20 protein-coding genes and 6 tRNA genes are annotated in these 25061 nt (G+C 70.6%); 17 read left to right on the top strand and 9 right to left on the bottom strand.

What is annotated here, in order from left to right; all coding sequences use genetic code 11:
* Window positions 1–2068 (bottom strand): DEAD/DEAH box helicase (locus ACZ60B_RS02580; RefSeq protein ID WP_469383596.1); only part of this gene is annotated, 2068 nt, incomplete at its 3' end.
* Between the two features lie 237 nt (window positions 2069–2305).
* Here ACZ60B_RS02580 and ACZ60B_RS02585 point away from each other — a divergent pair.
* The 10 genes from ACZ60B_RS02585 to ACZ60B_RS02630 all read left to right on the top strand — a co-directional run bounded on the left by ACZ60B_RS02585 (window position 2306) and on the right by ACZ60B_RS02630 (window position 10898).
* Window positions 2306–2668, top strand: a complete 363-nt coding sequence (locus ACZ60B_RS02585) for a hypothetical protein (protein WP_469383598.1) — start codon at window positions 2306–2308, stop codon at window positions 2666–2668.
* A 328-nt stretch (window positions 2669–2996) separates the two neighbouring features.
* Complete coding sequence (locus tag ACZ60B_RS02590; RefSeq protein ID WP_469383599.1) at window positions 2997–3347, top strand: metallopeptidase family protein; 351 nt, start codon at window positions 2997–2999, stop codon at window positions 3345–3347.
* 52 nt (window positions 3348–3399) lie between these two features.
* Entirely contained in the window at window positions 3400–5112 is a 1713-nt protein-coding gene (locus ACZ60B_RS02595) for a metallophosphoesterase family protein (RefSeq protein ID WP_469383601.1), read from the top strand.
* Between the two features lie 80 nt (window positions 5113–5192).
* A tRNA-Glu gene (locus tag ACZ60B_RS02600) sits at window positions 5193–5265 on the top strand.
* Window positions 5266–5315: 50 nt separating this feature from the next.
* Window positions 5316–5390: transfer RNA gene (locus tag ACZ60B_RS02605), tRNA-Asp, on the top strand.
* 24 nt (window positions 5391–5414) lie between these two features.
* A tRNA-Phe gene (locus ACZ60B_RS02610) sits at window positions 5415–5488 on the top strand.
* 135 nt (window positions 5489–5623) lie between these two features.
* Window positions 5624–6073 carry a hypothetical protein gene (locus tag ACZ60B_RS02615; protein ID WP_469383602.1) on the top strand — a complete coding sequence of 150 codons (450 nt, stop codon included), beginning with the start codon at window positions 5624–5626 and terminating at the stop codon, window positions 6071–6073.
* Between the two features lie 67 nt (window positions 6074–6140).
* A complete protein-coding gene (hrpA, locus tag ACZ60B_RS02620; RefSeq protein ID WP_469383604.1) occupies window positions 6141–10109 on the top strand; it encodes an ATP-dependent RNA helicase HrpA in 3969 nt (1322 codons plus the stop codon).
* A gap of 92 nt (window positions 10110–10201) precedes the next feature.
* A tRNA-Asp gene (locus ACZ60B_RS02625) sits at window positions 10202–10276 on the top strand.
* A 430-nt stretch (window positions 10277–10706) separates the two neighbouring features.
* Window positions 10707–10898 carry a DUF6274 family protein gene (locus ACZ60B_RS02630; RefSeq protein ID WP_469383606.1) on the top strand — a complete coding sequence of 64 codons (192 nt, stop codon included), beginning with the start codon at window positions 10707–10709 and terminating at the stop codon, window positions 10896–10898.
* Between the two features lie 523 nt (window positions 10899–11421).
* Here ACZ60B_RS02630 and bldC read toward each other — a convergent pair.
* Together bldC and ACZ60B_RS02640 are read right to left on the bottom strand one after the other, a co-directional pair.
* Window positions 11422–11628 (bottom strand): developmental transcriptional regulator BldC, encoded by a 207-nt coding sequence (bldC, locus tag ACZ60B_RS02635; protein ID WP_003949541.1) that lies wholly within the window; start codon window positions 11626–11628, stop codon window positions 11422–11424.
* 541 nt (window positions 11629–12169) lie between these two features.
* The gene (locus ACZ60B_RS02640) at window positions 12170–13018 is read right to left on the bottom strand and encodes a DUF8083 family protein (RefSeq protein WP_469383607.1); all 849 of its coding nucleotides are present in this window, start codon (window positions 13016–13018) and stop codon (window positions 12170–12172) included.
* Window positions 13019–13265: 247 nt separating this feature from the next.
* Between ACZ60B_RS02640 and ACZ60B_RS02645 the strand changes: the two genes are divergently transcribed.
* Window positions 13266–14363: a Leu/Phe/Val dehydrogenase gene (locus tag ACZ60B_RS02645; protein ID WP_469383608.1), complete on the top strand. Its 1098-nt coding sequence runs from the start codon at window positions 13266–13268 to the stop codon at window positions 14361–14363.
* Between the two features lie 309 nt (window positions 14364–14672).
* The gene (locus ACZ60B_RS02650) at window positions 14673–14930 is read left to right on the top strand and encodes a DUF3073 domain-containing protein (protein ID WP_152893018.1); all 258 of its coding nucleotides are present in this window, start codon (window positions 14673–14675) and stop codon (window positions 14928–14930) included.
* Window positions 14931–15042: 112 nt separating this feature from the next.
* On the opposite strand, the gene purM is transcribed toward ACZ60B_RS02650, so the two are convergent.
* From purM to purS, 6 genes are all read right to left on the bottom strand, one after another.
* A complete protein-coding gene (purM, locus tag ACZ60B_RS02655) occupies window positions 15043–16110 on the bottom strand; it encodes a phosphoribosylformylglycinamidine cyclo-ligase (protein ID WP_469383609.1) in 1068 nt (355 codons plus the stop codon).
* 43 nt (window positions 16111–16153) lie between these two features.
* Window positions 16154–17683, bottom strand: a complete 1530-nt coding sequence (gene purF / locus ACZ60B_RS02660) for an amidophosphoribosyltransferase (RefSeq protein ID WP_469383611.1) — start codon at window positions 17681–17683, stop codon at window positions 16154–16156.
* A gap of 270 nt (window positions 17684–17953) precedes the next feature.
* Window positions 17954–18751, bottom strand: a complete 798-nt coding sequence (locus ACZ60B_RS02665) for a maleylpyruvate isomerase family mycothiol-dependent enzyme (RefSeq protein WP_469383612.1) — start codon at window positions 18749–18751, stop codon at window positions 17954–17956.
* Between the two features lie 182 nt (window positions 18752–18933).
* Window positions 18934–21192 carry a phosphoribosylformylglycinamidine synthase subunit PurL gene (purL, locus tag ACZ60B_RS02670; protein ID WP_469383613.1) on the bottom strand — a complete coding sequence of 753 codons (2259 nt, stop codon included), beginning with the start codon at window positions 21190–21192 and terminating at the stop codon, window positions 18934–18936.
* Window positions 21189–21893, bottom strand: a complete 705-nt coding sequence (gene purQ, locus ACZ60B_RS02675; protein WP_469383614.1) for a phosphoribosylformylglycinamidine synthase subunit PurQ — start codon at window positions 21891–21893, stop codon at window positions 21189–21191. The genes purL and purQ overlap by 4 nt, the downstream gene beginning before the upstream one ends.
* Window positions 21890–22153: a phosphoribosylformylglycinamidine synthase subunit PurS gene (purS, locus tag ACZ60B_RS02680; protein WP_015659417.1), complete on the bottom strand. Its 264-nt coding sequence runs from the start codon at window positions 22151–22153 to the stop codon at window positions 21890–21892. Before purS ends, purQ begins: the two co-directional genes overlap by 4 nt.
* 339 nt (window positions 22154–22492) lie before the next feature.
* On the opposite strand from purS, the gene ACZ60B_RS02685 reads away from it, so the two are divergent.
* The 5 genes from ACZ60B_RS02685 (at window position 22493) to ACZ60B_RS02705 (ending at window position 25058) form a co-directional block, all read left to right on the top strand.
* Entirely contained in the window at window positions 22493–22810 is a 318-nt protein-coding gene (locus tag ACZ60B_RS02685; RefSeq protein WP_162469301.1) for an Lsr2 dimerization domain-containing protein, read from the top strand.
* Between the two features lie 125 nt (window positions 22811–22935).
* A tRNA-Gly gene (locus tag ACZ60B_RS02690) sits at window positions 22936–23007 on the top strand.
* Window positions 23008–23092: 85 nt separating this feature from the next.
* A tRNA-Gly gene (locus ACZ60B_RS02695) sits at window positions 23093–23168 on the top strand.
* 145 nt (window positions 23169–23313) lie between these two features.
* Window positions 23314–24264 carry an ABC transporter ATP-binding protein gene (locus ACZ60B_RS02700; RefSeq protein WP_469383616.1) on the top strand — a complete coding sequence of 317 codons (951 nt, stop codon included), beginning with the start codon at window positions 23314–23316 and terminating at the stop codon, window positions 24262–24264.
* On the top strand, window positions 24261–25058 hold the full coding sequence (locus tag ACZ60B_RS02705; protein ID WP_469383617.1) for an ABC transporter permease: 798 nt from the start codon (window positions 24261–24263) through the stop codon (window positions 25056–25058). Before ACZ60B_RS02700 ends, ACZ60B_RS02705 begins: the two co-directional genes overlap by 4 nt.
* Window positions 25059–25061 lie beyond the last annotated feature (3 nt).

The following is a 25061-nucleotide window of genomic DNA, read 5'->3' on the forward strand; positions in this document are numbered from 1 at the left end:
CGTCACGGCGGTCGCGGTTGAAGCCGCCCCGGTCGTCACGACGCTCGAAGGAACGGCCACCACGGTCGTCACGACGCTCGAAACCACGGTCACGGTCGCCACCGAAGGAACGGCCGCCACGGTCGCCGCCACGGTCGTCACGGCGGTCGCGGTTGAAGCCGCCCCGGTCGTCACGACGCTCGAAGGAACGGCCACCACGGTCGTCACGACGCTCGAAACCACGGTCACGGTCACCGCCGAAGGAACGGCCGCCACGGTCGTCACGGCGGTCGTCACGGCGGAAGCCGCCACGGTCGCCACCGCGCTCGTCACGGCGGTCGCGGTTGAAACCGCCCCGGTCGTCACGACGCTCGAAGGAACGACCGCCACGGTCGCCGCCCCGGTCGTCACGGCGGTCGTCACGGCGGAAGCCGCCACGGTCGCCACCGCGCTCGTCACGACGGTCACGGTTGAAACCGCCCCGGTCGTCACGACGCTCGTACGAGGAGGACGACGAGGACGAGGCCGCCGTGCGCTCCTCGCGCTCGACGCGGTCGACGTCCTGCGCGGCCGGCTGCTCCGGCACGGAGACCTCGGCGACGGCCTGCGCCGCCTCGGACTGCGCCTCGGCCACCGCGGCCTGCGGGTCCTCGCCGCGCTCGCGGGCGACCCGGGCGACGAGGCGGTCGGACTCCTCGCGCAGCTCGCTCGCGCGGCGCTGGGCGCGCTCCAGCTCCTTGGTGAGCTGGGCGACCTCGCGCTCGGCCTGCTGCGCGGCGTTGCCCGCGGACTCGGCCTGGACCTCGGTCATCGAGCGGGCGCCGGTGATCTCGGCGACCTCCGGCTCGAAGGCGGCGCCGCCCTGGATGATGTGGCGCCCGGCGTCGACGCCCGCGTCCTCCATGAGGCGGAAGATCTGGCGGCGCTGGTGCGGCAGGGAGAGGGAGACCACGGTGCCCGTGCGGCCCGCACGCGCGGTACGGCCGGCCCGGTGCAGGTAGTCCTTGTGGTCGCCTGCCGGGTCGACGTTGAGGACCAGGTCGATGCCGTCGACGTGGATGCCTCGCGCGGCGACGTCGGTGGCGACCAGGACGTTGACGTAACCGTCCTTGAAGTCCGCCAGCGTCCGGGTACGGGCGCCCTGGGTCATGCCGCCGTGCAGCGCGTCGGCCTTCACCCCGGCGTCGCGCAGCTGCTCGGCGACGCGGTCCGCACCCAGCTGGGTGCGGACGAAGATGATGGTGCGGCCCTTGCGGGAGGCGATCGCGGCCGTGACCGGCGCCTTGTCCTTGGGCTTCACGATGAGGATGTGGTGGCTCATCGTGGTGACCGCGCCCTGGGCGGCGTCGACCTCGTGGCTGACCGGGGCGTTGAGGTACCGGTCGACGAGGGTCTTGATCTCGTTCTCCATCGTCGCGGAGAAGAGCATGCGCTGACCGCCGGCCGGGACCTGGTCGAGCAGTTCGGTGACCTCGGGCATGAAGCCCAGGTCGGACATCTGGTCGGCCTCGTCGAGGACGGCGATCTGCACGTCCTCCAGGGAGCAGGCGCCGCGGTTGATGATGTCGCGCAGACGGCCCGGGGTGGCGACGAGGATGTCGACGCCGCGCTCCAGGGCGTAGATCTGGTTGCCCATCGACGTGCCGCCGCAGACGACCTTCATCTTCAGGCCGAGGACGTCGCCGTACGGCTGGAGGGCGTCGGCGACCTGCATGGCCAGCTCACGGGTCGGGGTGAGGATGATCGCGCGGGGCTTGTGCTTCTGGGTGCGACCGCCGGCCAGCGTGGCCAGGGTCGGCAGACCGAAGGAGAGGGTCTTGCCGGAGCCGGTGCGGCCACGGCCGAGGATGTCCTTGCCGGCCAGGGCGTCCGGGATGGTCGCGGCCTGGATCGGGAAGGGGGTGGTCACGCCGTTCTGGGCGAGCTTGCGCACGACGCCCTCGGGCAGGCCGAGGTCCGCGAAGGTCACCTGCGGGGCCTCGGACGCCGTCTCGACGGCCGTCTCGACCGTCGCCTCGACGGTGTCGACCTGGTCGTCGTTCTGCCCGTTCGAGGGCACGACGGCGTGATCAGTACTGGAAATGGACATGCGAATGCGAAACCTTCCGGAGTCTCGTCGGCACGCGCCCGTCAACTCCGTGAGTCGCATTACGACCGCCTCGATGCGGTCCGCCACGGCTGGGGAGAGTACGCGCCACACGGCGCGCTCTGCATTGGCGCCGGGCAAATGGGATCAAACGATCTACCACCATACGCACCCTCACCCCCCTTAGGCAAATCCGTCCTCATAACCGCAGGTCACGAGGGCTTCCTCGCCTTGGAAAGCATGGCTCACAGCGCGGGCATACCCGCCCTGGGCGCGGGCTCGCGCCGCACCAGCTGGGGCAGGCTCTCCCCGTGCGCCGACGACGACGGCTCCGCGGCCGACGGCTCCGGCGACTGCGGAGCCGTCGTCACCGGGTCCACGGACGGCTCCTGCGCCGGGTCGCTCCCCGTCGGCGCCGGCGGCACCCCGGTCGGCGAGGGCACGCCCGGCGGCACGCTCCGCCCCGGCCGCACGGACGCCGACGCGCTCGCACTCGCGCCGGGGCCCGCCGACGGCGAGGCCGACGGGGACTCCGGCTTCCCGCTCTCCCGCCCGCCGCGCCCGTCCCGGTCGCGTCCGCCGCGTCCGGGCCCGTCCCCGTAGCCGACCACGCCACCGCCGCCGGCCTGGTCGCCGTCCCCCGCGCCGCCGCCGTGCCGCCCCGCCGAGTGCGTCGGTCTGGCCTGGCTCCCCTCGTCGTCGCCCACGCTCACACAGCCGGCCGCGCCGGCCACGACCATGACCGTCACGGCCAGGCGTACGGATACGTTCAAGGGGCGCACGGAAGCCACCTCCGGGTGGACGAGGAAGTCGACGTGTTCAACTCCCGTCGCCGCCGTAGGACACGCACCCGCCCGCCGCACCCGGCCACGGACCGAACGGACCGCGCCCGAACCGCCCGTTCCGCCCGGTCGTCCCCGACAATGGCCGTGTGCTGGAGATGACGCCCGACAGGTTCGAAGAACTGGTGAGCGAGGCCCTGGACCGGATCCCGCCGGAGCTGACGCGGGTCATGGACAACGTGGCGGTGTTCGTCGAGGACGAGCCGCCGTCCGACGACCCCGAGCTCCTCGGCCTGTACGAGGGCACCCCCCTCACGGAGCGCGGGGAGTGGTACGCGGGCGTCCTGCCGGACCGCATCACGATCTACCGGGGCCCGACCCTGCGCCACTGCGATACGGCCGAGGACGTGGTGGAGGAGGTGTCCGTCACCGTCGTGCACGAGGTGGCGCACCACTTCGGCATCGACGACGCGCGGCTGCACGAACTGGGCTGGGGCTGACACCCGCGCAGCCGCCCGCATACCCGTCCGCACACCCGGGCATACGGGCCCAATGGTCCGCGTCCCCGCCCGTGCACACGGCGTCACCGCCGCCCTGAACCGCATACCCGGCAGGTCCCGCACATCCGGAAGGTCTCGCATACCCGGGAGGCCCCGCGCCCTCACCCGCCGCCGGGCCGAGCGGCGCCCCCGGCCCCTGCCCCGGCTCTCCGTCGAGCTCGTCCCGCAGCCGCGCCCCTGGGCCCGCGCCCTGGGCCTGGTCACCGTGGTCCTGGCCGGGGCCTGGCTGGGCCTGCTGGTCGTCGGGAACGTACGGGTCCCGGTGGGCCCCATGGACACCACGATGGCCCTGCGCCCCTCCCTCACCGGCGGCACCAAGATCAACGTCTCCCCGCTGGGCGCGCTGAGCCTGGACAGCCATGCCGCCCCGGTCCGGCTGGACGTGAACGTCGACCAGCTCGACCCGGTCCGCTCCCGGGCCCTGGTCGACCACCCCGAGCGGATCACGGGCCTCCAGGAGGAGGTCACCCGGGACGTGGAGCACGGCACGCTCGACCTGGCCGCGCGCTCCTGCGTCGCCGTCGTCTCCGGCGCCACCGCCCTCGGCCTCGCGGTCTACCGCCGCCCCCGGCGCGCCCTCGCGGCCGGCGGGCTGGCCCTGACCCTGCTCGCGGCCTGCGGCGGGACGGCGTACGCCACCTGGAACCCCGAGTCGGTCCTGGAGCCGAGGTTCTCGGGCCTGCTGTCCTCCGCGCCCTCCCTGGTGGGCAACGCCCGGAACATCGTCACCGAGTTCGACGTCTACCAGCAGGAGTTGGCCCGTCTGGTGACGAACGTGACGAAGCTCTACGACGTCACGTCGACGCTGCCCGCCTACTCGCCGGACCCGAGCACGATCCGGGTCCTGCACGTCTCGGACATCCATCTCAACCCGGCGAGCTGGAAGATCGTCGCGTCGCTGGTGGAGCAGTACAAGGTCGACGTGATCGTCGACTCCGGCGACACGATGGACCACGGCACGGCGGCGGAGAACGCCTTCCTGGACCCGATAGCCGACCTCGGCGCCCCCTACGTCTGGGTCCGCGGCAACCACGACTCCCCGCTCACCCAGCGCTACCTGGAGCACCTGAAGAACGTGCACGTCCTCGACGACGGCCGGGCCGAGACCGTCGCGGGCCTGCGCTTCGCGGGCATCGGCGACCCGCAGTTCACGCCCGACCGCTCGGCCCGGCCCGGCGGCGACCCGGCCGAGTACCTGGCGGGCGCCCGGCTGGCCTCGGCCCTGCGCGACCAGAAGGCCGCCGGGACCCCGGCCGACGTGGCCGTCGTCCACGAGCCGTTCGCGGCGCGCGTCACGGACGGCGAGGTGCCGCTCGTGCTGGCCGGCCATGTGCACCACGAGGAGACGGAGGTCATGAAGAACGGCACCCGGCTGCGGGTGGAGGGCTCCACGGGCGGCAGCGGACTGCGCGCCGTCGAGGGCAAGTACCCGGACCCGATCGAGGCGTCGATCCTCTACTTCGACCGCGACACCCGGCGCCTCCAGGCCTGGGACGAGATCCGGCTGGGCGGCCTGGGACTGACCACGGCCGAGGTCAGCCGCCACCTTCCGGAGGAGAACCAGCCGGGGGCGGCGCCCTCCCCGGCCCCCGCCCCGACGGCGTCCCCGGCACCCTCCCCGAAGCCGTCGCCGACCGGCTCCCGGGCCCCTGCCCAGGGCGGCTCCCCCAGCCCCTCCGCGACTCCCTCCGGCACCTCCCCGTAAACCGTTTTGGCGATACCCGCCGCCATCCCATATGCTCAGGACGTCCCCGACGCGCTGAGAAGCGCGCAGGCGGGCCGATAGCCCTCATCGTCTAGCGGCCTAGGACGCCGCCCTTTCAAGGCGGTAGCACGGGTTCGAATCCCGTTGGGGGCACGTAGTACGGTGTGCGACACTTACATGCGTCGGTTCGCACACAACAGCATGGTCCTGTGGAGCAGTTTGGAGTGCTCGCCACCCTGTCAAGGTGGAGGCCGCGGGTTCAAATCCCGTCAGGACCGCTGAGATTTCCTCGGAAATCTCGTGGCTGGGTAGCTCAGTTGGTACGAGCGATCGCCTGAAAAGCGATAGGTCGCCGGTTCGACCCCGGCCCCAGCCACAAGTCAGGAGCCTCATCCGTTCGGATGAGGCTCCTTTCGTCGTACGCCTGGTTGCTGTACGCCTGGTCGGCGTCACATCCGGTCGGCGCGGTGCTGAGGGGGCGGGGACGATGGTGCGGAGCGGGGCCGCAGACATGCGGGACACCGAGTTGGAGAAGGACCGGGCCCGCTACGGACTGATGGCCGTCGTCATCAGCATCGTCGCGATCTCGTGCGTCGCGGTCTTCGGCGTCTGGCGGCTCGACGGCGACCGGGCCGTGATCGTCGGTGTGCTGACCGCCGCGTTCACCGCGATCAGCGGGATGACCACCGCCTACCTGGGCATCAAGGCCGTCTCCAACACCGCCCGCTCCATCGCACTGGGAGACGGCTCCCGCCGGGAACCCGCACCGGCCGCACCCGCCACGCCCGCGTCGGCACCGACCGCCCCGGCACCTGCCGACGCACCCGCCGCCGCCCCCACGCCGGCCACCGCCCCCGCCGCCCCCACGCCGGCCACCGCGCCCGCCGCCGCACCGACCGCCACGCCGGACGCGACATCCGCCGCGCCCCCGCCCGCACCCCCGGCCCAGCGCGCCCCCTGACCCGGCCCCACGCCGGGGGCAAAAGGGTTCGCCACGGATTTGGCCGGGATGAGATCCTGGATCGCGTATGTCTACGCACCCTGCCCCCGCCCTCGGCGCCCTCGCCCCCCGCCTGACCGAGCTGACCCTGCGCGACGCGCACCGGCTCGGGCGCAGGCTCGAGGGCGCGCGCAAGATCCGTAACCCGGAGGCGCGCGCCGCCGTCCTCGCCGAGATAGAGGCGGAGGTCGCCAGGGCCGAGGAGCGGATGGCCGCGCGACGCGCCCGCGTGCCGGCCGTCACCTATCCCGAGCAGCTGCCGGTCAGCCAGAAGAAGGACGAGATCGCGGCCGCCATCCGCGATCACCAGGTCGTCATCGTCGCCGGTGAGACCGGGTCCGGGAAGACCACGCAGATCCCCAAGATCTGTATGGAGCTGGGGCGTGGCGTGCGCGGGATGATCGGGCACACCCAGCCCCGTCGGATCGCCGCCCGGACCGTCGCCGAGCGGGTCGCCGAGGAGCTGGACACCCCGCTCGGGGAGACCGTCGGCTGGAAGGTGCGGTTCACCGACCAGGTGAACCCGGACGCCACCTTCGTGAAGCTGATGACGGACGGCATCCTGCTCGCCGAGATCCAGACCGACCGCGAGCTGCGCGCCTACGACACGATCATCATCGACGAGGCCCACGAGCGGTCCCTCAACATCGACTTCCTGCTCGGCTACCTCGCCCAGCTGCTGCCCAAGCGGCCGGACCTCAAGGTGGTCATCACCTCCGCGACGATCGACCCGGAGCGCTTCTCCCGGCACTTCGGCGACGCCCCGATCGTCGAGGTCAGCGGGCGCACCTACCCGGTCGAGGTGCGCTACCGCCCGCTCCTGGAGGAGGACTCCGAGGACGCCGACCGCGACCAGATCACCGCGATCTGCGACGCCGTCGAGGAGCTCCAGGGCGAGGGCAAGGGCGACATCCTGGTCTTCCTCTCCGGCGAGCGCGAGATCCGCGACACCGCGGACGCGCTGGTCAAGAAGAACTACCGGTTCACCGAGGTGCTGCCGCTCTACGCCCGGCTCTCGCACGCCGAGCAGCACCGCGTCTTCCAGCCGCACACCGGCCGCAGGATCGTTCTGGCGACCAACGTCGCCGAGACCTCGCTGACCGTGCCGGGCATCAAGTACGTCATCGACCCCGGCTTCGCCCGCATCTCCCGCTACAGCCACCGCACCAAGGTCCAGCGGCTGCCCATCGAGGCGGTCTCCCAGGCCAGCGCCAACCAGCGCAAGGGCCGCTGCGGCCGTACGTCCGACGGCGTCTGCATCCGGCTGTACTCCGAGGACGACTTCCTGGCCCGGCCGGAGTTCACGGACGCGGAGATCCTGCGCACGAACCTCGCCTCCGTCATCCTCCAGATGACCGCGGCCGGCCTCGGCGACATCGAGAAGTTCCCCTTCATCGACCCGCCGGACCACCGCAACATCCGCGACGGCGTCCAGCTCCTCCAGGAGCTCGGCGCGCTCGACCCGGCGCAGCAGGACGTGCGCAAGCGGCTCACCGACACCGGCCGCAAGCTCGCCCAGCTGCCCGTCGACCCGCGGCTGGCCCGGATGGTCCTGGAGGCCGACAAGAACGGCTGTGTCCGCGAGGTCATGGTCATAGCGGCCGCGCTCTCCATCCAGGACCCGCGCGAGCGCCCGGCCGACAAGCAGACCCAGGCCGACCAGCAGCACGCCCGCTTCAAGGACGAGACGAGCGACTTCCTCGCCTATCTCAACCTCTGGCGCTACGTCCGTGAGCAGCAGAAGGAGCGGGGTTCCTCCTCCTTCCGCCGGATGTGCAAGCAGGAGTACCTGAACTTCCTGCGCATCCGGGAGTGGCAGGACATCTACACCCAGCTGCGCACGGTCGCCCGGCAGCTGGGGATCCACCCCAACGAGGACGACGCCGCCGAGCAGAGCGTGCACGTCTCGCTGCTGGCCGGTCTGCTCTCCCACATCGGGATGAAGGACGTGAAGGAGGCCGGCGGCGAGAGCGGCCGGGGCGGGGGCAGGAACGAGTACCTCGGCGCCCGCAACGCCAAGTTCGCGATCTTCCCCGGCTCGGCCCTCTTCAAGAAGCCCCCGCGTTTCGTGATGTCGGCGGAGCTGGTGGAGACCAGCCGTCTGTGGGCCCGCGTCAACGCGAAGATCGAGCCGGAGTGGATCGAGCCGCTCGCCGGGCACCTGCTCAAGCGCACCTACAGCGAGCCGCACTGGGAGAAGGACCAGGCGGCGGTGATGGCGTACGAGAAGGTCACGCTGTACGGCGTGCCGATCATCGCCCAGCGGAAGGTCAACTACGGGCGGATCGACCCGGAGACGTCCCGCGAACTTTTCATTCGCAACGCGCTGGTCGAGGGCGACTGGCGGACCCACCACAAGTTCTTCGCCGACAACCGGAAACTCCTCAGCGAGGTCGAGGAGCTGGAGCACCGCGCCCGGCGCCGGGACATCGTGGTCGACGACGACACCCTCTTCGACTTCTACGAGCAGCGGGTCCCCGAACACGTCGTGTCGGGCGCCCACTTCGACTCCTGGTGGAAGCGCAAGCGCCATGAGCAGCCCGACTTCCTGGACTTCGAGCGGGAGATGCTCATCCGGGAGTCGGCGGAGGCGGTCACCAAGGCCGACTACCCGGACTCCTGGCGGCAGGGGCCGCTGAAGTTCCGGGTGACGTACCAGTTCGAGCCGGGCGCGGACGCGGACGGTGTGACCGTGCACGTCCCGCTCCAGGTCCTCAACCAGGTCACGGACGAGGGCTTCGACTGGCAGATCCCGGGCCTGCGCGAGGAGGTGGTCACCGAGCTGATCCGCTCCCTGCCGAAGCCGATCCGCCGCCACTACGTGCCCGCGCCGAACTACGCGAAGGCCTTCCTGGAGCGGGCCGTGCCCTTGCAGGAGCCGCTGACCACCACCATGGCGCGTGAGCTCAAGCGGATGGTCGGGGTGCCCTTCGAGGCCGACGACTTCGACTGGGGACGGCTCCCGGACCACCTGAAGGTCACGTTCCGGATCGTCGACGAGCGGCGCCGCAAGCTGGCCGAGGACAAGGACCTGGAAGCCCTGAAGCTCCGGCTCAGGCCCAAGGCCCGCCAGGCCCTCTCCCAGGCCGCCGCGGCCACCGCGGAGCGGCAGGGCGGCGAGTCCCTGGAGCGCAAGGGGCTGACGGACTGGAGCATCGGCACGCTCACCCGGGTCTTCGAGACCCGCCGGGCCGGCCAGCCGGTCAAGGCGTACCCGGCGCTGGTCGACGACGGCGACACGGTCTCCGTACGCCTCTTCGACACGGAGGCGGAGCAGGCCGAGGCCATGTGGAAGGGCGCGCGGCGGCTGATCCTGCGCAACATCCCGGTGAACCCGGCCAAGTTCGCCTCCGAGAAACTGACGAACGCCCAGAAGCTCGCCCTGTCGGCGAACCCGCACGGCTCGATCCAGGCCCTGTTCGACGACTGCGCGATGGCGGCGGCGGACAGGCTGATCGCCGACTTCGGGGGCCCGGCCTGGGACCAGGAGTCGCACCGCAAGCTGTACGACAAGGTGCGCGCGGAGATCGTCGACACCACGGTCCGCACGGTCGGCCAGGTGCAGCAGGTGCTGGCCGCCTGGCAGGCCTGTGAGCGCCGTCTGAAGGGCGTACGCAGCGCCGTGCTGCTGGCGAACCTCCAGGACGTGCGCAAGCAGGTGGACGCCCTCGTGCGGCCCGGCTTCGTCACGGAGACCGGGTTGCGGCGCCTGCCCGACCTGATGCGCTATCTGGTGGCCGTCGACCGGCGCCTGCAGCAGATGCCGACCAACGTCCAGCGGGACACCACCCGCATGGAGAAGGTCCACGAGATGCAGGACGAGTACGCCTGGCTGCTGGAGCAGCTGCCCCAGGGCCGCCCCGTGCCCTCCGCCGTCCTGGACATCCGCTGGATGATCGAGGAGCTGCGGGTCAGCTATTTCGCCCACGCGCTGGGCACGGCGTACCCCGTCTCGGACAAGCGGATCGTGAAGGCGATCGACGCGGCCGCCCCGTGACGGGATCCGCACGCTGGGTGAGTTCGACCAGGGGGCTCACCCTCCTGTACAGTCTGTCTCGCAGCGCAACGAGGAAAAGCGCAGCACAACCTGGTCCTGTGGAGCAGTTTGGAGTGCTCGCCACCCTGTCAAGGTGGAGGCCGCGGGTTCAAATCCCGTCAGGACCGCATTGATCGACCGAGGCCCGTTCCCTTCCGAGGGAAGCGGGCCTCGGTTGTTTTCCCGTGCGGGCCGTCCCAGCGGGACCGGGGTCCACATCGACCGCCCGCCGGAGCCCGCACCCGTCGGCCCGCCGACGACCGGTACGCCGTGACCCGCACCGACCCGTCGCCGCGCCCTGCGCCGACCTGGCGCCCCGTTCGCCCGTGACCCGCGCCGGCCGGTCACACCCCGTCAGCCCGTGACCTGCGCGGACCTCTCGCCCCGTTCACCGTGGCGAGCCCCCCGCGGCCACCACCCGGGCCGGGAACGGCAGTCCGGGCTCCCGGGGTCGGCGCGGCCGCCGTCTCGCACCCGCCCATGCCGTCTTGACGCCGCCACCCGCGACCAGTACCCAGAGAGCAGGGCACCTTCCCGTACGGATCCCGGAGGTGGCGTATGGCGGCGTCGGTCAGGCACGAGACGCGGGCGTTGCTCCGCGCGCATCTGGCGGCCGCTTCGTCCTACCGGCATCTGACCCGGCACTGCCCCGTCTGCCACCGGCTGCTGCGGCTGGCGATGGACACCGCTCCCCCGGACGCGGAGGGCTCCTCGGGGGCCGCCGCGGACGAGCGTCCCGCGACGACGTGACCGGCGCCGTGACCCGTTTCACTAGCGCACACGAGCCAGAGGCAACAAGGCCTATGGCATGTGACGGGTGTCACCGCATGATTTTTTAAAAGCACGGTACTTACCCGAGTCATACAACCAGTCAATTTAATATGTGCCATTGCACCGGTCCCGACGGTCACGCACAGCAGATCCGACAGCCCTCCCCAGACTCCGACAAGGCCACTCACAGGCCGGCCGCCGAGGGCCGGACGGGTCGTCAAGAAGGCACCACAGGTCCACCACAGGGACATCACAAGGCCGTCCCCCGAGCGCTGCCGGAGCGGTTCCGCGACGCGTCCGGGGGTGCCTTTCGGGCACAAAAAAAGATCGCGCTGGACCCGGCGGAGTCCAGCGCGATCCACGACGCACCCGGTTCTGTTGCCTGAACGCTTGGGCGGGGGGCCTGTTGGGGCAGGACCCGCGTCGCTTGGAGCTGTGGGTTCGGGCCGCTCGACGGGTTGGGGACCTGTCGTCGTGCCCGTTATTCAGTTGTTCGGGCTGATCAGGCCTCGCTGCGCTGCTGCGGGATACCCGCGAGCAGAGCGCGGACCTCAGCCTCGCGGTAACGGCGGTGACCGCCGAGCGTGCGGATGGATGTCAGCTTGCCGGCCTTCGCCCACCGCGTGACCGTCTTGGGGTCGACACGGAACATGGTGGCGACCTCAGCCGGGGTCAGCAGCGGCTCGGCATCAGGGGTGCGAGCGGTCATGAGCGGCCTCCTCGGGAGAACCGAACCTTCTCGGTTCTTTCCTCTAAATTCTGCACCTTGACCCGCGTTGCCCGAAATGGCGGACGCGAGTCGAGTCGGTTATAGGACGAACGGCTTGTCCTCGGCACTACAACTACACCATCTGTCCAGCCGCGTCGGCCAAACCGATGGAATTGCCCTCCCAGGTGTCCATCAGCGACGGAAGCCGATGGACCATGCCATAGCGGACAGTCACGCCACTGTGACGATCAGTCACAGGGCGATCAGGAGTCACCAGACATCCCAAACTGCGTGATGCCGAGATTCCGCCCACGGTGGAACATAGTTGGACAGACGGAGCCCTCCCCGGGCCCCTTGTCCTATTTTGGCATGAGGAGGGGCAAGGGGCGCAAGAGACTGGAAAGTGTGGTCTGTCACGCTTGACGTGAAAGCCCGGATCGGGACCTACGTCCCGTCACCTTCCCCAAGTTCGGTAGACCGTACGACGTTCGCAGCATTTTTCGATCGTGATCTACGTCACCCGCTGGGTGCTGTCGGCCCGTCAGTTCGCCGAACGCCGGTCCCGTACCGAGCGCCACCGCTCCACCAGGCGGGCGTACGCCTCGCCCGCCGCGGAACCGTCACCGCGGCGCAGCGCGTCGATCCCCTCGGCCACGTCCGCGGCGGAGTGGTCGTCCTCCAGCGCGTCGGCCGGCAGCGTGTGTACCAGACCGCCGTAGTCCAGTTCCACCAGCGAACGCGGATGGAACTCCTCCAGCCAACGCCCCACGTCCACCAGGCCGTCGATGAGCGGCCCTTCGTCCATCGCGTCCCGCAGCGTGCGCAGCGCCCGCGCGACCCGGCGCCGCGCCTGCACCATCGGAGTGCGGTAGCGCAGCACGGGCGGCTCGCCCTCGGCGGCGGCCCCCTTCGTGCACTCCCGCTCCTCGTCGGACACGAGCACGAACCAGTTCAGCGGCACCTGCCAGGTCGCCGTGCGGATCCAGGGGCGGGCGTCGGGATTGCGGGCCAGCCAGCGCTCGTAGTCCTGGGCGGCCTGGCCGCGTACGAGCGGCGGGAGCACGGCGTCCAGGACCGTCCGCGGCAGTTCACCGGGCAGTCCCTCCAGTGCCTGCCAGCCGCGCAGCCGGGTGCGCCAGGGGCAGACGCACAGCACCCCCTCCACATCCAGCACGAACGCGTCGCCGCTCTCGTGCACCGGCACCGGGACCGGCGGGGTGGGCAGCAGATCGGCCAGCGAGCGGCGCAGTTCGTCCTGGTACGAGGGGCGCGTCTCGCGCCGGGCGTAGCGCGCCCAGTGGCTTCGCTCCGGTTCCGGGAAGGCGGCCAGCGGTTCGTAGACGCGCAGATAGGTCGCGTACGGGACGATCACCGAGGACACCTTGGGCACGCCTGCTCCCTCCCCCGCGGATCGACCCGGAAAACGGCCGGACCGCACCCGGGCACGTGGGAAAAACATGCAAATCGTCGCACGGCAGTACTCCGGGAGGAGGTGATCCTGAGCACCGGGAGGTCGGCGGGCCGAGGCAGGCTCTACCCTCGTGCCACAGCCCCCTCCTCCTCCCCCACTGCCAAAAGCTCGGGGGGAACCCGTGGGAGCTGGTCACCAAGCCGCTACTTACCCAGGAGTCACCACAGTGACCGACGTAACCGGCGCGCACGCTGATGTACTGCACACCCTGTTCCACTCGGACCAGGGGGGTCATGAGCAAGTCGTGCTCTGCCAGGACCGCGCCAGTGGCCTCAAGGCCGTCATCGCCGTCCACTCCACCGCTCTGGGCCCGGCCCTCGGCGGTACGCGCTTCTACCCGTACGCCTCCGAGGCGGAGGCCGTCGCCGACGCCCTGAACCTCGCGCGCGGGATGTCGTACAAGAACGCCATGGCCGGTCTCGACCACGGCGGCGGCAAGGCCGTGATCATCGGTGATCCCGACCTGATCAAGACCGAGGAACTGCTCCTCGCCTACGGCCGTTTCGTCGCCTCGCTGGGCGGCCGGTACGTCACGGCCTGCGATGTCGGCACCTATGTCGCCGACATGGACGTCGTCGCCCGCGAGTGCCGCTGGACCACCGGGCGTTCGCCCGAGAACGGCGGCGCCGGCGACTCCTCGGTGCTGACCTCCTTCGGCGTCTACCAGGGCATGCGGGCCAGCGCCCAGCACCTGTGGGGCGACCCCTCGCTGCGCGGCCGCACGGTCGGCATCGCGGGCGTCGGCAAGGTCGGCCACCACCTGGTGGAGCACCTGCGGGCGGAGGGCGCCCAGGTCGTGATCACGGACGTGCGGGAGGACGCCGTGCGGCGGATCCTCGACCGGCACCCGGAGGGCGTCACCGCGGTCTCCGGCACCGACGCGCTCATCCGGACCGAGGGCCTCGACATCTACGCCCCGTGCGCGCTCGGCGGTGCGCTGAACGACGACAGCGTGCCGGTGCTGACCGCCAAGGTCGTCTGCGGCGCGGCGAACAACCAGCTCGCCCACCCGGGTGTGGAGAAGGACCTCGCCGACCGCGGGATCCTCTACGCCCCGGACTACGTGGTGAACGCGGGCGGGGTCATCCAGGTGGCCGACGAGCTGCACGGCTTCGACTTCGACCGGTGCAAGGCCAAGGCCGCGAAGATCTTCGACACCACGCTGGCCATCTTCGCACGTGCGAAGGAAGACGGGATTCCGCCGGCCGCGGCGGCCGACCGGATCGCCGAGCAGCGGATGGCCGAGGCGCGCGCGGCACACTGATCCACGAGCACACGCCAGGTGTGCTCGCGGCTTCGGGCGGTACCCGCCGGCGGGAACTTCGAGAGAACTCTCACGTCCACCGGCGGGTCGTGCCCGGATAAGTGGTTAAAATCGCCACTGACCAGCGAGGACAGGGCGCCTCGAAGGCCCTGCGCACACGCGCGTCCTGCGGGCGACGTACCGTATGGGCGCGGGCTCAGGTACCGTGGAAGCCCTACGGACCGGCCTCTCTACGGAGAGTCCGTTCCGGATCATGAACGCGTGTCAGACTCTGGGGCCGTCGAGCCCCGTCACCGAGGGGGTCGAGCCATGGGGCGCGGCCGGGCCAAGGCCAAGCAGACGAAGGTCGCCCGCCAGCTGAAGTACAACAGCGGTGGGACTGACCTGTCGCGTCTGGCCAGCGAGCTGGGCGCATCGACTTCGAGCCAGCCGCCGAACGGCGAGCCGTTCGAGGACGACGACGAAGAAGACGACCCGTACGCGCAGTACGCGGATCTGTACAACGATGACGACGAGGACGAGGACGACGAGTCCGGTCCTTCGTCGCAACATCGTCGCGGCGCTTGACGCAGTAGCGACTCGGCAGTTTCCGCGGCTCTCGTAGCAACTGCACTTCACCCGGTCCGGGGCATCAGCGCCGGACCGGGTTTCGTGCTGTCGTCCACGGGATCGGTCTGTCTCAGACCGCGTAGTCGCCGACCAGCTCGGCGCCCGTCGTGTGCTCGCCACGACCGGTGATCTCGCCGGCCACCCAGGCCTCGACCCCGCGGTCCGCCAGCGTCGCCAGCGTCACGTCGGCCGACTCCTCGGGCACGATCGCGATCATGCCGACCCCCATGTTCAGGGTCTTCTCCAGCTCCAGCCGCGCCACGTCGCCGGTCCGGCCGACGAGGTCGAAGATCGGCGCCGGGGTCCAGGTGGAGCGGTCGACGACGGCGTGCAGGCCGTCCGGGATCACCCGGGCCAGGTTGGCCGCGAGTCCGCCGCCGGTGATGTGCGAGAAGGCGTGCACGTCGGCCGTGCGGGTCAGGGCCAGGCAGTCCAGCGAGTAGATCTTGGTGGGCTCCAGGAGCTCCTCGCCCAGCGTGCGGCCGAGCTCCTCGATCCGCGCGTCCAGGGACAGCCCGGCCTGGTTCAGCAGGACGTGCCGGACCAGGGAGTACCCGTTGGAGTGAAGCCCGGACGCCGCCATGGCGATCACCGCGTCACCCTCGCGGATCCGGTCCGCGCCCAGCAGCCGGTCGGCCTCCACGACGCCCGTACCGGCGCCCGCGACGTCGAAGTCGTCCGCCCCCAGCAGGCCGGGGTGTTCGGCCGTCTCGCCGCCCACCAGGGCGCATCCCGCCAGCACACAGCCCTCGGCGATGCCCTTGACGATCGCGGCGACCCGCTCGGGGTGGACCTTTCCGACGCAGATGTAGTCGGTCATGAACAGCGGCTCGGCACCGCACACCACGATGTCGTCCATGACCATCGCGACCAGGTCGTGGCCGATGGTGTCGTACACGCCCAGCTGCCGGGCGATGTCGACCTTCGTGCCGACGCCGTCCGTGGCGGAGGCGAGCAGGGGGCGCTCGTAACGCTTGAGGGCGGAGGCGTCGAAGAGTCCGGCGAAACCGCCGAGGCCGCCGAGGACCTCGGGGCGCCGGGTCTTCTTCACCCACTCCTTCATCAGCTCGACGGCGCGGTCGCCCGCTTCGATGTCGACGCCCGCGGCTGCGTAGCTGGCACCAGTTGTCTCAGACATGACGGTGAGAACTTTCGTGTCGTACGGCAGGTATGGCGGGTCGCTACGGGCGACGGATCGCGTCGGTCGCGGCCGTGGCGGCCGGCCCGGCGGCCAGCTCGGTCTCCAGGAGCTGCTTGCCGAGCAGTTCGGGGTCCGGCAGCTCCATCGGGTACTCGCCGTCGAAGCAGGCACGGCAGAGGTTCGGCTTGTCGATGGCGGTCGCCTCGATCATGCCGTCGATGGAGATGTACGCCAGGGAGTCGGCGCCCAGCGAGGTGCCGATCTCGTCGATCGTCATGCCGTTCGCGATGAGCTCGGCGCGGGTGGCGAAGTCGATGCCGAAGAAGCAGGGCCACTTCACCGGCGGCGAGGAGATCCGGATGTGGACCTCGGCCGCGCCCGCCTCGCGGAGCATGCGGACCAGGGCCCGCTGGGTGTTGCCGCGCACGATCGAGTCGTCGACGACGACCAGGCGCTTGCCCTTGATGACTTCCTTGAGCGGGTTCAGCTTCAGGCGGATGCCGAGCTGCCGGATGGTCTGCGAGGGCTGGATGAAGGTCCGGCCGACGTAGGCGTTCTTGACCAGTCCGGCGCCGAAGGGGATGCCGGACGCCTCCGCGTAACCGATCGCGGCCGGGGTGCCGGACTCCGGGGTCGCTATGACGAGATCCGCCTCGGCCGGGGCCTCCTTCGCCAGGCGGCGGCCCATCTCCACCCGGGAGAGGTACACGTTGCGGCCGGCGATGTCGGTGTCGGGGCGAGCCAGGTACACGTACTCGAAGACACAGCCCTTGGGCTTCGCTTCTGCGAATCGAGAGGTGCGCAGACCGTTCTCGTCGATCGCCACGAACTCGCCGGGCTCGATCTCGCGGACGAAGCTGGCGCCGCAGATGTCGAGGGCGGCGGACTCGGAGGCGACGACCCAGCCGCGCTCCAGGCGACCGAGGACCAGCGGGCGGATGCCCTGCGGGTCACGGGCGGCGTAGAGGGTGTGCTCGTCCATGAAGACGAGGCTGAAGGCGCCCTTGACCTGCGGAAGGATCGCGTGCGCGCCATCTTCGATGGTCAGCGGCTTGCCGTCGGCGTCGACCTGCGCCGCCAGCAGGGCGGTGAGGAGGTCGGTGTCGTTGGTGGCGGCCACCCGGGTGGAGCGGCCGTTGGTGTCCTTCGGCAGCTCGGCGACCATCTCGGCGAGCCGCGCCGTGTTCACCAGGTTGCCGTTGTGACCGAGCGCGATGGAGCCGTGCGCCGTGGCACGGAACGTCGGCTGGGCGTTCTCCCACACGGAGGCTCCGGTGGTCGAGTAGCGGGCGTGTCCGACCGCGATATGACCCTGGAGCGAACCGAGCGAGGTCTCGTCGAAGACCTGGGAGACGAGGCCCATGTCCTTGAAGACGAGGATCTGGGAGCCGTTGCTGACCGCGATTCCCGCGGATTCCTGACCCCGATGCTGGAGGGCGTAGAGCCCGAAGTAAGTGAGCTTGGCGACCTCTTCGCCGGGAGCCCAGACACCGAAGACGCCGCAAGCGTCCTGGGGGCCTTTCTCACCGGGGAGCAGATCATGACTGAGTCGACCGTCACCACGTGGCACGCCACCGAGTGTAGGCGAGATCGACCACTGGTCCGAATTGGCGATACTCGACAGTAACTGACCGCTCGCCGGCGGCCGACTGGATGAACCTGGCGTTCTCGCAGGTCAGCGCGCTGCCATCCCGATCGGGCGAACGGTCGGACGGTGCGGCGGGGCGATCCGGAATTTCTTGTTCCGTAGGCACGAGTGAGGCTTCGCACACCCTTCGCGTGGCCGGAACCCGACTCGGTGCGACAGACCGGACCCGGTACGACGGACCGGACCGTCCCCCTACGCCAGCAGCGGCAGCAGTCCGCCGAGGTCCGCCCGCTCCCCGCTCGCGCTGACCCGGGCCGCGTCGAGCGCGTCCTTCCAGGCCAGCCGCCCGGTCGCCAGCCGGATCCAGGTCAGCGGGTCGGTCTCGACGACGTTGGGCGGGGTGCCACGGGTGTGCCGGGGCCCCTCGACGCACTGCACCACGGCGTACGGCGGGATCCGCACCTCCGTGGAGCCGCCGGGAGCCTTCAGCGCGAGCGCGTCGGCGAGCAGGCGGGTACAGGCGGCCAGGGCCTGCCGGTCCTGGGGGACGTCCAGGCCCGGCACGGCGGCGTTCAGGTCGTCGGTGTGGACGACGAGTTCGACGGTGCGGGTGACCAGGTAGTCCGCCAGCGGCATGGCGCCCGCGTTCGTGGCCAGCAGCCGGGTGCCGGGGTGCCCTGCGAGCCCCTCCTCGAAGCGCCGTTCGACCTCGGCGAGGAAGGCGCCGAGGTCCGGGTTCCGCTCCGCGAGCTGCCGGGCCAGGTCGGCGACGGCCCCGGCGCGGGCCGAGGTCCCGGACGGCCAGTCGAGCACCGTGGCGTCCTGCCGCGCCGGCTCCGGCGCGTCGAGGAACCGGCCGACGGCCGCGAGGGCCGCCCCGGTGTGCGCGACCAGGTCCCGTACGGTCCACTCCCCGAGCCGGGTGGGCAGCGCGAGCTGCTCGGGCGTGAGGGTACGGACGGCCGCCCGTACGTTCCCGAACTGGGCGAGAACCGCCGCACGGGTCTTCACGGGGTCGTAGGTCCGGGTGCGCTTCTTCGCCGGGGGCATGGCGGTGAGCCTAGGGCCTGTCTGGCAATTCCCGTCGTCCGCCCGGGGGCGGGGCAGGCGGGAATCGTCAGACAGGCCCTGGGGCACGGCGAAGGCCCCGCCCGTGGGAACGGGCGGGGCCTTCGCCGTCGTATCGCCGGACCGCGGCGCACGAGCGGAGTGTCCGCGCGGCTGGAGACGTCCTAGGCGAGCAGCGCCGGGATGGTGGCCTCGTGGGCCTCGCGCAGCTGCTCCAGGGGCAGTGCGAACTCGCCCTGGAGCTCGACCGTGTCGCCGTCGACCACGCCGATGCGGGCGACGGGCAGACCCCGGGCGCCGCACATGTCGTTGAAGCGGACCTCCTCCGAGCGCGGGACGGCGACGACCGCACGGCCCGCCGACTCCGAGAACAGGAAGGTGAACGCGTCGAGCCCGTCCGGTACGACCAGTCGCGCGCCCTTGCCGCCGAGCAGCGCCGACTCGACCACGGCCTGGATCAGACCGCCGTCGGACAGGTCGTGCGCGGAGTCGATCATGCCGTCGCGGGAGGCGGAGATCAGGATCTCGCCGAGCAGCCGCTCGCGCTCCAGGTCGACCTTCGGCGGCAGCCCGCCGAGGTGGTCGTGGATCACCTGCGACCAGGCCGAACCGTCGAACTCCTCGCGGGTGTCGCCGAGGAGGTAGAGCAGCTGGCCGTCCTCCTGGAAGGCGACCGGGGTGCGGCGGGCGACGTCGTCGATGACGCCCAGCACGGCCACGACCGGGGTCGGATGGATGGCCGCCTCGCCCGTCTGGTTGTAGAGCGAGACGTTGCCGCCGGTCACCGGGGTGCCGAGCTGGAGGCAGGCGTCGGCGAGACCGCGGACGGCCTCGGCGAACTGCCACATGACGGCCGGGTCCTCGGGCGAGCCGAAGTTCAGGCAGTCGGAGACCGCGAGGGGCTTGGCACCGGTGGTGGCGACGTTGCGGTACGCCTCCGCGAGGGCCAGCTGCGCGCCGGTGTACGGGTCGAGCTTGGCGTAGCGGCCGTTGCCGTCGGTCGCGATGGCGACGCCGAGCCCGGTCTCCTCGTCGATGCGGATCATCCCGGAGTCCTCGGGCTGGGCCAGCACCGTGTTGCCCTGCACGAAGTGGTCGTACTGGGAGGTGATCCAGGACTTGGAGGCCTGGTTCGGGGAGGAGACCAGCTTCAGGACCTGGTCCTTCAGCTCCTCTCCGGTCGCCGGTCGGGGCAGCTTGCCCGCGGAATCGGCCTGGAGGACGTCCTGCCAGTCCGGACGGGCGTACGGGCGCTCGTAGACCGGGCCGTCGTGCGCGACCGTGCGCGGGTCGACGTCGACGATCTTGCCGCCGTGCCAGAAGATCTCCAGCCGGTCGCCGTCGGTGACCTCGCCGATGACGGTGGCGATGACGTCCCACTTGTCGCAGATCTCGAGGAACCGGTCGACCTTCTCCGGCTCGACGACCGCGCACATGCGTTCCTGCGACTCGCTCATGAGGATCTCCTCGGGCGAGAGCGTGGAGTCGCGCAGCGGCACGTCGTCCAGGGTGACCCGCATACCGCCGGAGCCGTTGGAGGCGAGCTCGGAGGTGGCGCAGGACAGACCGGCCGCGCCGAGGTCCTGGATGCCGACGACCAGCTTCTCCTTGAAGGCCTCCAGGGTGCACTCGATGAGGAGCTTCTCCTGGAAGGGGTCGCCGACCTGGACGGCCGGGCGCTTCGACGGCTTGGCGTCGTCGAAGGTCTCGGAGGCGAGGATCGACGCGCCGCCGATGCCGTCGCCGCCCGTGCGGGCCCCGTACAGGATGACCTTGTTGCCCGCGCCGGACGCCTTCGCGAGGTGGATGTCCTCGTGCCGCATCACACCGATGGCGCCGGCGTTGACCAGCGGGTTGCCCTGGTAGCAGGCGTCGAAGACGACCTCGCCGCCGATGTTGGGCAGGCCCAGGCAGTTGCCGTAGCCGCCGATGCCGGCGACGACGCCGGGCAGCACGCGCTTGGTGTCGGGGTGGTCGGCCGCGCCGAAGCGCAGCGGGTCGACGACCGCGACCGGGCGGGCGCCCATGGCGATGATGTCGCGCACGATGCCGCCGACGCCGGTCGCCGCGCCCTGGTAGGGCTCCACGTACGACGGGTGGTTGTGCGACTCGACCTTGAAGGTGACCGCGTAGCCCTGGCCGACGTCGACGACACCGGCGTTCTCGCCGATGCCGACGAGCAGCGCGTCGGACTGCGGGGCCTTCTCGCCGAACTGGCGCAGGTGGACCTTGGAGGACTTGTACGAGCAGTGCTCGGACCACATGACCGAGTACATGGCGAGCTCGGCGCCGGTCGGGCGGCGGCCGAGGATCTCCACGACCCGCTCGTACTCGTCCTTCTTCAGACCGAGTTCGGCCCAGGGCAGCTCGACGTCGGGGGTCTCGGCCGCGTGCTCGACCGTGTCCAGAGGCGTCCGGCTCATGCGTTGACCAGCTTCTTGAGGATCGAGGTGAAGAACGGCAGACCGTCGGTGCGGCCGGACCCGATGAGCGGCTCGACGGCGTGCTCCGGGTGCGGCATGAGGCCGACGACGTTGCCCGCCTCGTTGGTGATGCCGGCGATGTCCCGCAGCGAGCCGTTCGGGTTGCCGTATCCATCAGCGGCTGCGCCGCGGACCACGTAGCGGAACACGACCCGGCCCTCCGCCTCCAGCTTGTCGAGCGTGTACTCGTCGGCGACGTACCGGCCGTCCATGTTCTTCAGCGGAATGTGGATCTCCTGGCCGGCCGTGTAGTCGGCGGTCCAGGCGGTGTCCGCGTTCTCCACCCGCAGCTTCTGGTCGCGGCAGATGAAGTGGAGGTGGTCGTTGCCGAGCATCCCGCCCGGGAGCAGGTGCGCCTCGGTGAGGATCTGGAAGCCGTTGCAGATGCCGAGGACCGGCATTCCGGACTTCGCCTGCGCGATGACGGTCTCCATCACCGGCGAGAAGCGCGAGATGGCGCCGGCGCGCAGATAGTCGCCGTAGGAGAAACCGCCGGGGAGGACGACCGCGTCGACCTGGTGGAGGTTCTTGTCCTTGTGCCAGAGCGCTACCGGTTCTGCGCCCGCGAGGCGGATCGCGCGCTGGGTGTCCCGGTCGTCGAGGCTGCCGGGGAAAGTGACGACGCCAATACGAGCGGTCACTTCGCGGCCTCCGCGACTTCCTCCACCTTGACGGTGAAGTCCTCGATCACGGTGTTGGCGAGGAAGGATTCCGCGAGATCGTGGATGCGGGCGAGGGCGGCCTCGTCGACCGGCCCGTCAACTTCCAGTTCGAATCGCTTTCCCTGACGGACGTCGGAGATGCCTTCGAATCCCAGTCGCGGCAGCGCGCGCTGGACCGCCTGGCCCTGGGGGTCGAGGATCTCCGGCTTGAGCATGACGTCGACTACGACGCGTGCCACTGGCACTCCCGATGTGTGGTGCTGAGCAGGTTCCTTCAGACTACCCGCACAAAATTTCTACGCGAGTAGAGTTGTAGGAACGTACGTGACGGCCATCACGATCCGGCATCGGAGGGGTGCGCTCGCGAAAATTTCCGGGAAAGATCCGGGATCCACACCCGGCAGCTATTGCGTCCGGACACGCGGAGAGATTTAGTCGGGCTTCACATTGCAATGCCGGGCACGGTACAAATAAATTGGCATTAGCCGATGGTTTGTCCAATAACAAGCGGACAGTCGGCATCTCACAGACGTCATGGCACGTCATCGCGGAGATGTCGCACGAAGGGACCGATATTCGTGGCGCAGAAGGTCGTGGTCACTCTCTTTGACGACATCGACGGCTCGGAAGCGGCGGAAACGATCGCCTTCGGACTCGACGGCAAGTCGTACGAGATCGATCTGAATGAAGTCAACGCCAGGGAACTGCGCGAGGCGCTCGCCCCCTACGTGGACGCCGGCCGCAAGCGGTCGAAGTCGGGCAAGGCCTTCCGGCAGACGGAGGTCGCCCCCGACCCGGCGGCCGTGCGGGCCTGGGCCCAGGCGAACAAGATGGACGTCCCCGCTCGCGGACGCATCCCCAAGAAGGTCTACGAGGCGTTCACCGCGGCCCAGTGAGGCCTCGGCCGACAGCCGGTCACGCACCCCTCGGAAGAACCGACTTGCGCTGCACCCCTCCTGGTCAGCTAGAGTCTGGAGCACGCCGAGGGGCCAGGCCGAAAAGCCCACCTCACGGAGTACATGCGGGTGTAGTTCAGTAGCAGAACATCCCCCTTCCAGGGGGAAGGCGCAGTGTGCAATTCCTGTCACCCGCTCTGCTTGCGCGGCCTTGCCGGACCACTCTGGTGAATCAGGTAGGCTGGTGCTCGCGCCGATCGGTGAAAGCCGGTCGGAGGCAATGCGGACGTAGCTCAGTTGGTAGAGCGCAACCTTGCCAAGGTTGAGGTCGCGAGTTCGAGCCTCGTCGTCCGCTCCACGGAAAGCCCCGGTCATCACGACCGGGGTTTTTTCGTTCCCACGATCCTCTGCCCGTTCGCCCCGGCCCTCCGCCTGACATTTGTCATGCCGAGTGATGACACCGCGCACTGCTGTCCGGCCCCGCCCGCCGGGACGCTGAGGTCATGGACACCAACGAACACGAGCACGTGATCGAGGTCACCGACCTCCGGCGGGGCTACGGGGGCGGGTTCGAGGCGGTGCGCGGCGTCTCCTTCTCCGTGGCCCGCGGCGAGGTCTTCGCGCTGCTGGGCACCAACGGCGCGGGCAAGACGTCGACCGTCGAACTGCTGGAGGGGCTCGCGTCTCCGTCCGGCGGCCGGGTGCGGGTCCTCGGCCACGACCCCTTTCGCGAGCGGGCCGCCGTACGGCCGCGCACCGGCGTGATGCTCCAGGAGGGTGGATTCCCCTCGGAGCTGACCGTCGGCGAGACCGCCCGGATGTGGGCGGGGTGTACCGGCGGAGCCCGGCCCGAAGCGGAGGCGCTCGCCCTGGTCGGACTGGCCGGGAAGGCCGGCGTGCGGGTGAAGCAGCTCTCCGGGGGCGAGCGCCGGCGCCTGGACCTGGCGCTCGCCCTGCTCGGCGAGCCCGAGGTGCTGTTCCTGGACGAGCCGACGACCGGTCTCGACGCCGAAGGGCGGCGGGACACCTGGGAGTTGGTGCGCGCACTGCGCGACAGCGGCACCACCGTGCTGCTGACCACTCACTACTTGGAGGAGGCGGAAGGCCTCGCCGACCGGCTCGCGATCCTGCACGAGGGACGCATCGCCGCATCCGGCACCCCCGCCGAGGTGACCGCGGACCGGCCGTCCCGCATCTCCTTCGAACTGCCCGACGGCTGCTTCCCCGGCGACCTGCCGCCGCTCGCCGAACTCGGGGTGTGCGGCCACGAGGTCGCGGGCAGGACCGTACGCCTGCACACCCGGGAGCTCCAGCGCGCGGCCACCGGTCTGCTGGTGTGGGCCGGACGGGCCGGGGTCGAACTGCGCGGCCTCGACATGCGGTCGGCCTCGCTGGAAGAGGCGTTCCTGAGCATCGCGCGGGAACAGCGGCCCGCGGCGGGAGCAGCGGCATGAGCGCCCTCACCCGGCGGGCCGCACCGGCGTCCGCCCCCAGGGTCCGGCGCCTGCGCGCCCTCGCCCGCGCCGAACTCACCCTGCTCGGCCGCAATCGCAGCGCGGTGCTGACCGCGCTGCTCGTACCGCTCGCGCTGCCGTTCACCGTGCGGCCCGCGGTCGACCGGATCGACCTCCGGGCCATGGGCCTGACCCTCGGCACGGTGACGCTGACGTCCGCGATCGGCTTCTCCCTCCTCTTCGCCGTCTACACCTCCCTGGTGAGCGCGTTCGTCGCCCGCCGCGAGGAACTGGTCCTCAAGCGGCTGCGCACCGGTGAGCTCGGCGACCCGGAGATCCTCGTCGGCACCTCGCTGCCCGCCGTGTGCATCGGTCTCGTCCAGGCGCTGGTGCTGTCCGCGGGCTGCGTGGCGCTCCTCGACGCGGGGGCGCCCGAGGCGCCGTACCTGACCGCCCTCGGGCTGCTGACCGGCCTCGTCCTGTGCGCCGCGCTCGCCGCGCTCACCTCGGCCTTCACCAGGGCCACGGAGAGCGCCCAGGTCACCGCGCTGCCCCTGGTGTTCGTCTCGATGATCGGCTCGGGCATCGCCGTCCCCGCCCAGATCCTGCCCGACCGGTTCGCGGCCCTGTGCGAATTTCTCCCGCTCTCGCCCGCGATCCGGCTGGTCGGCGCCGGCTGGACCGGCAGCCTGAGCACGTCCGAGGCGCTGGGGGCCACGGCGACCGCGCTGGCCTGGACCGTGGTGGCGGTGTTTGCTGTACGGCGGTGGTTCCGGTGGGAACCCCGGCGCTGACGG

The sequence above is a fragment of the Streptomyces sp. NPDC104096 genome, assembly GCF_055584385.1.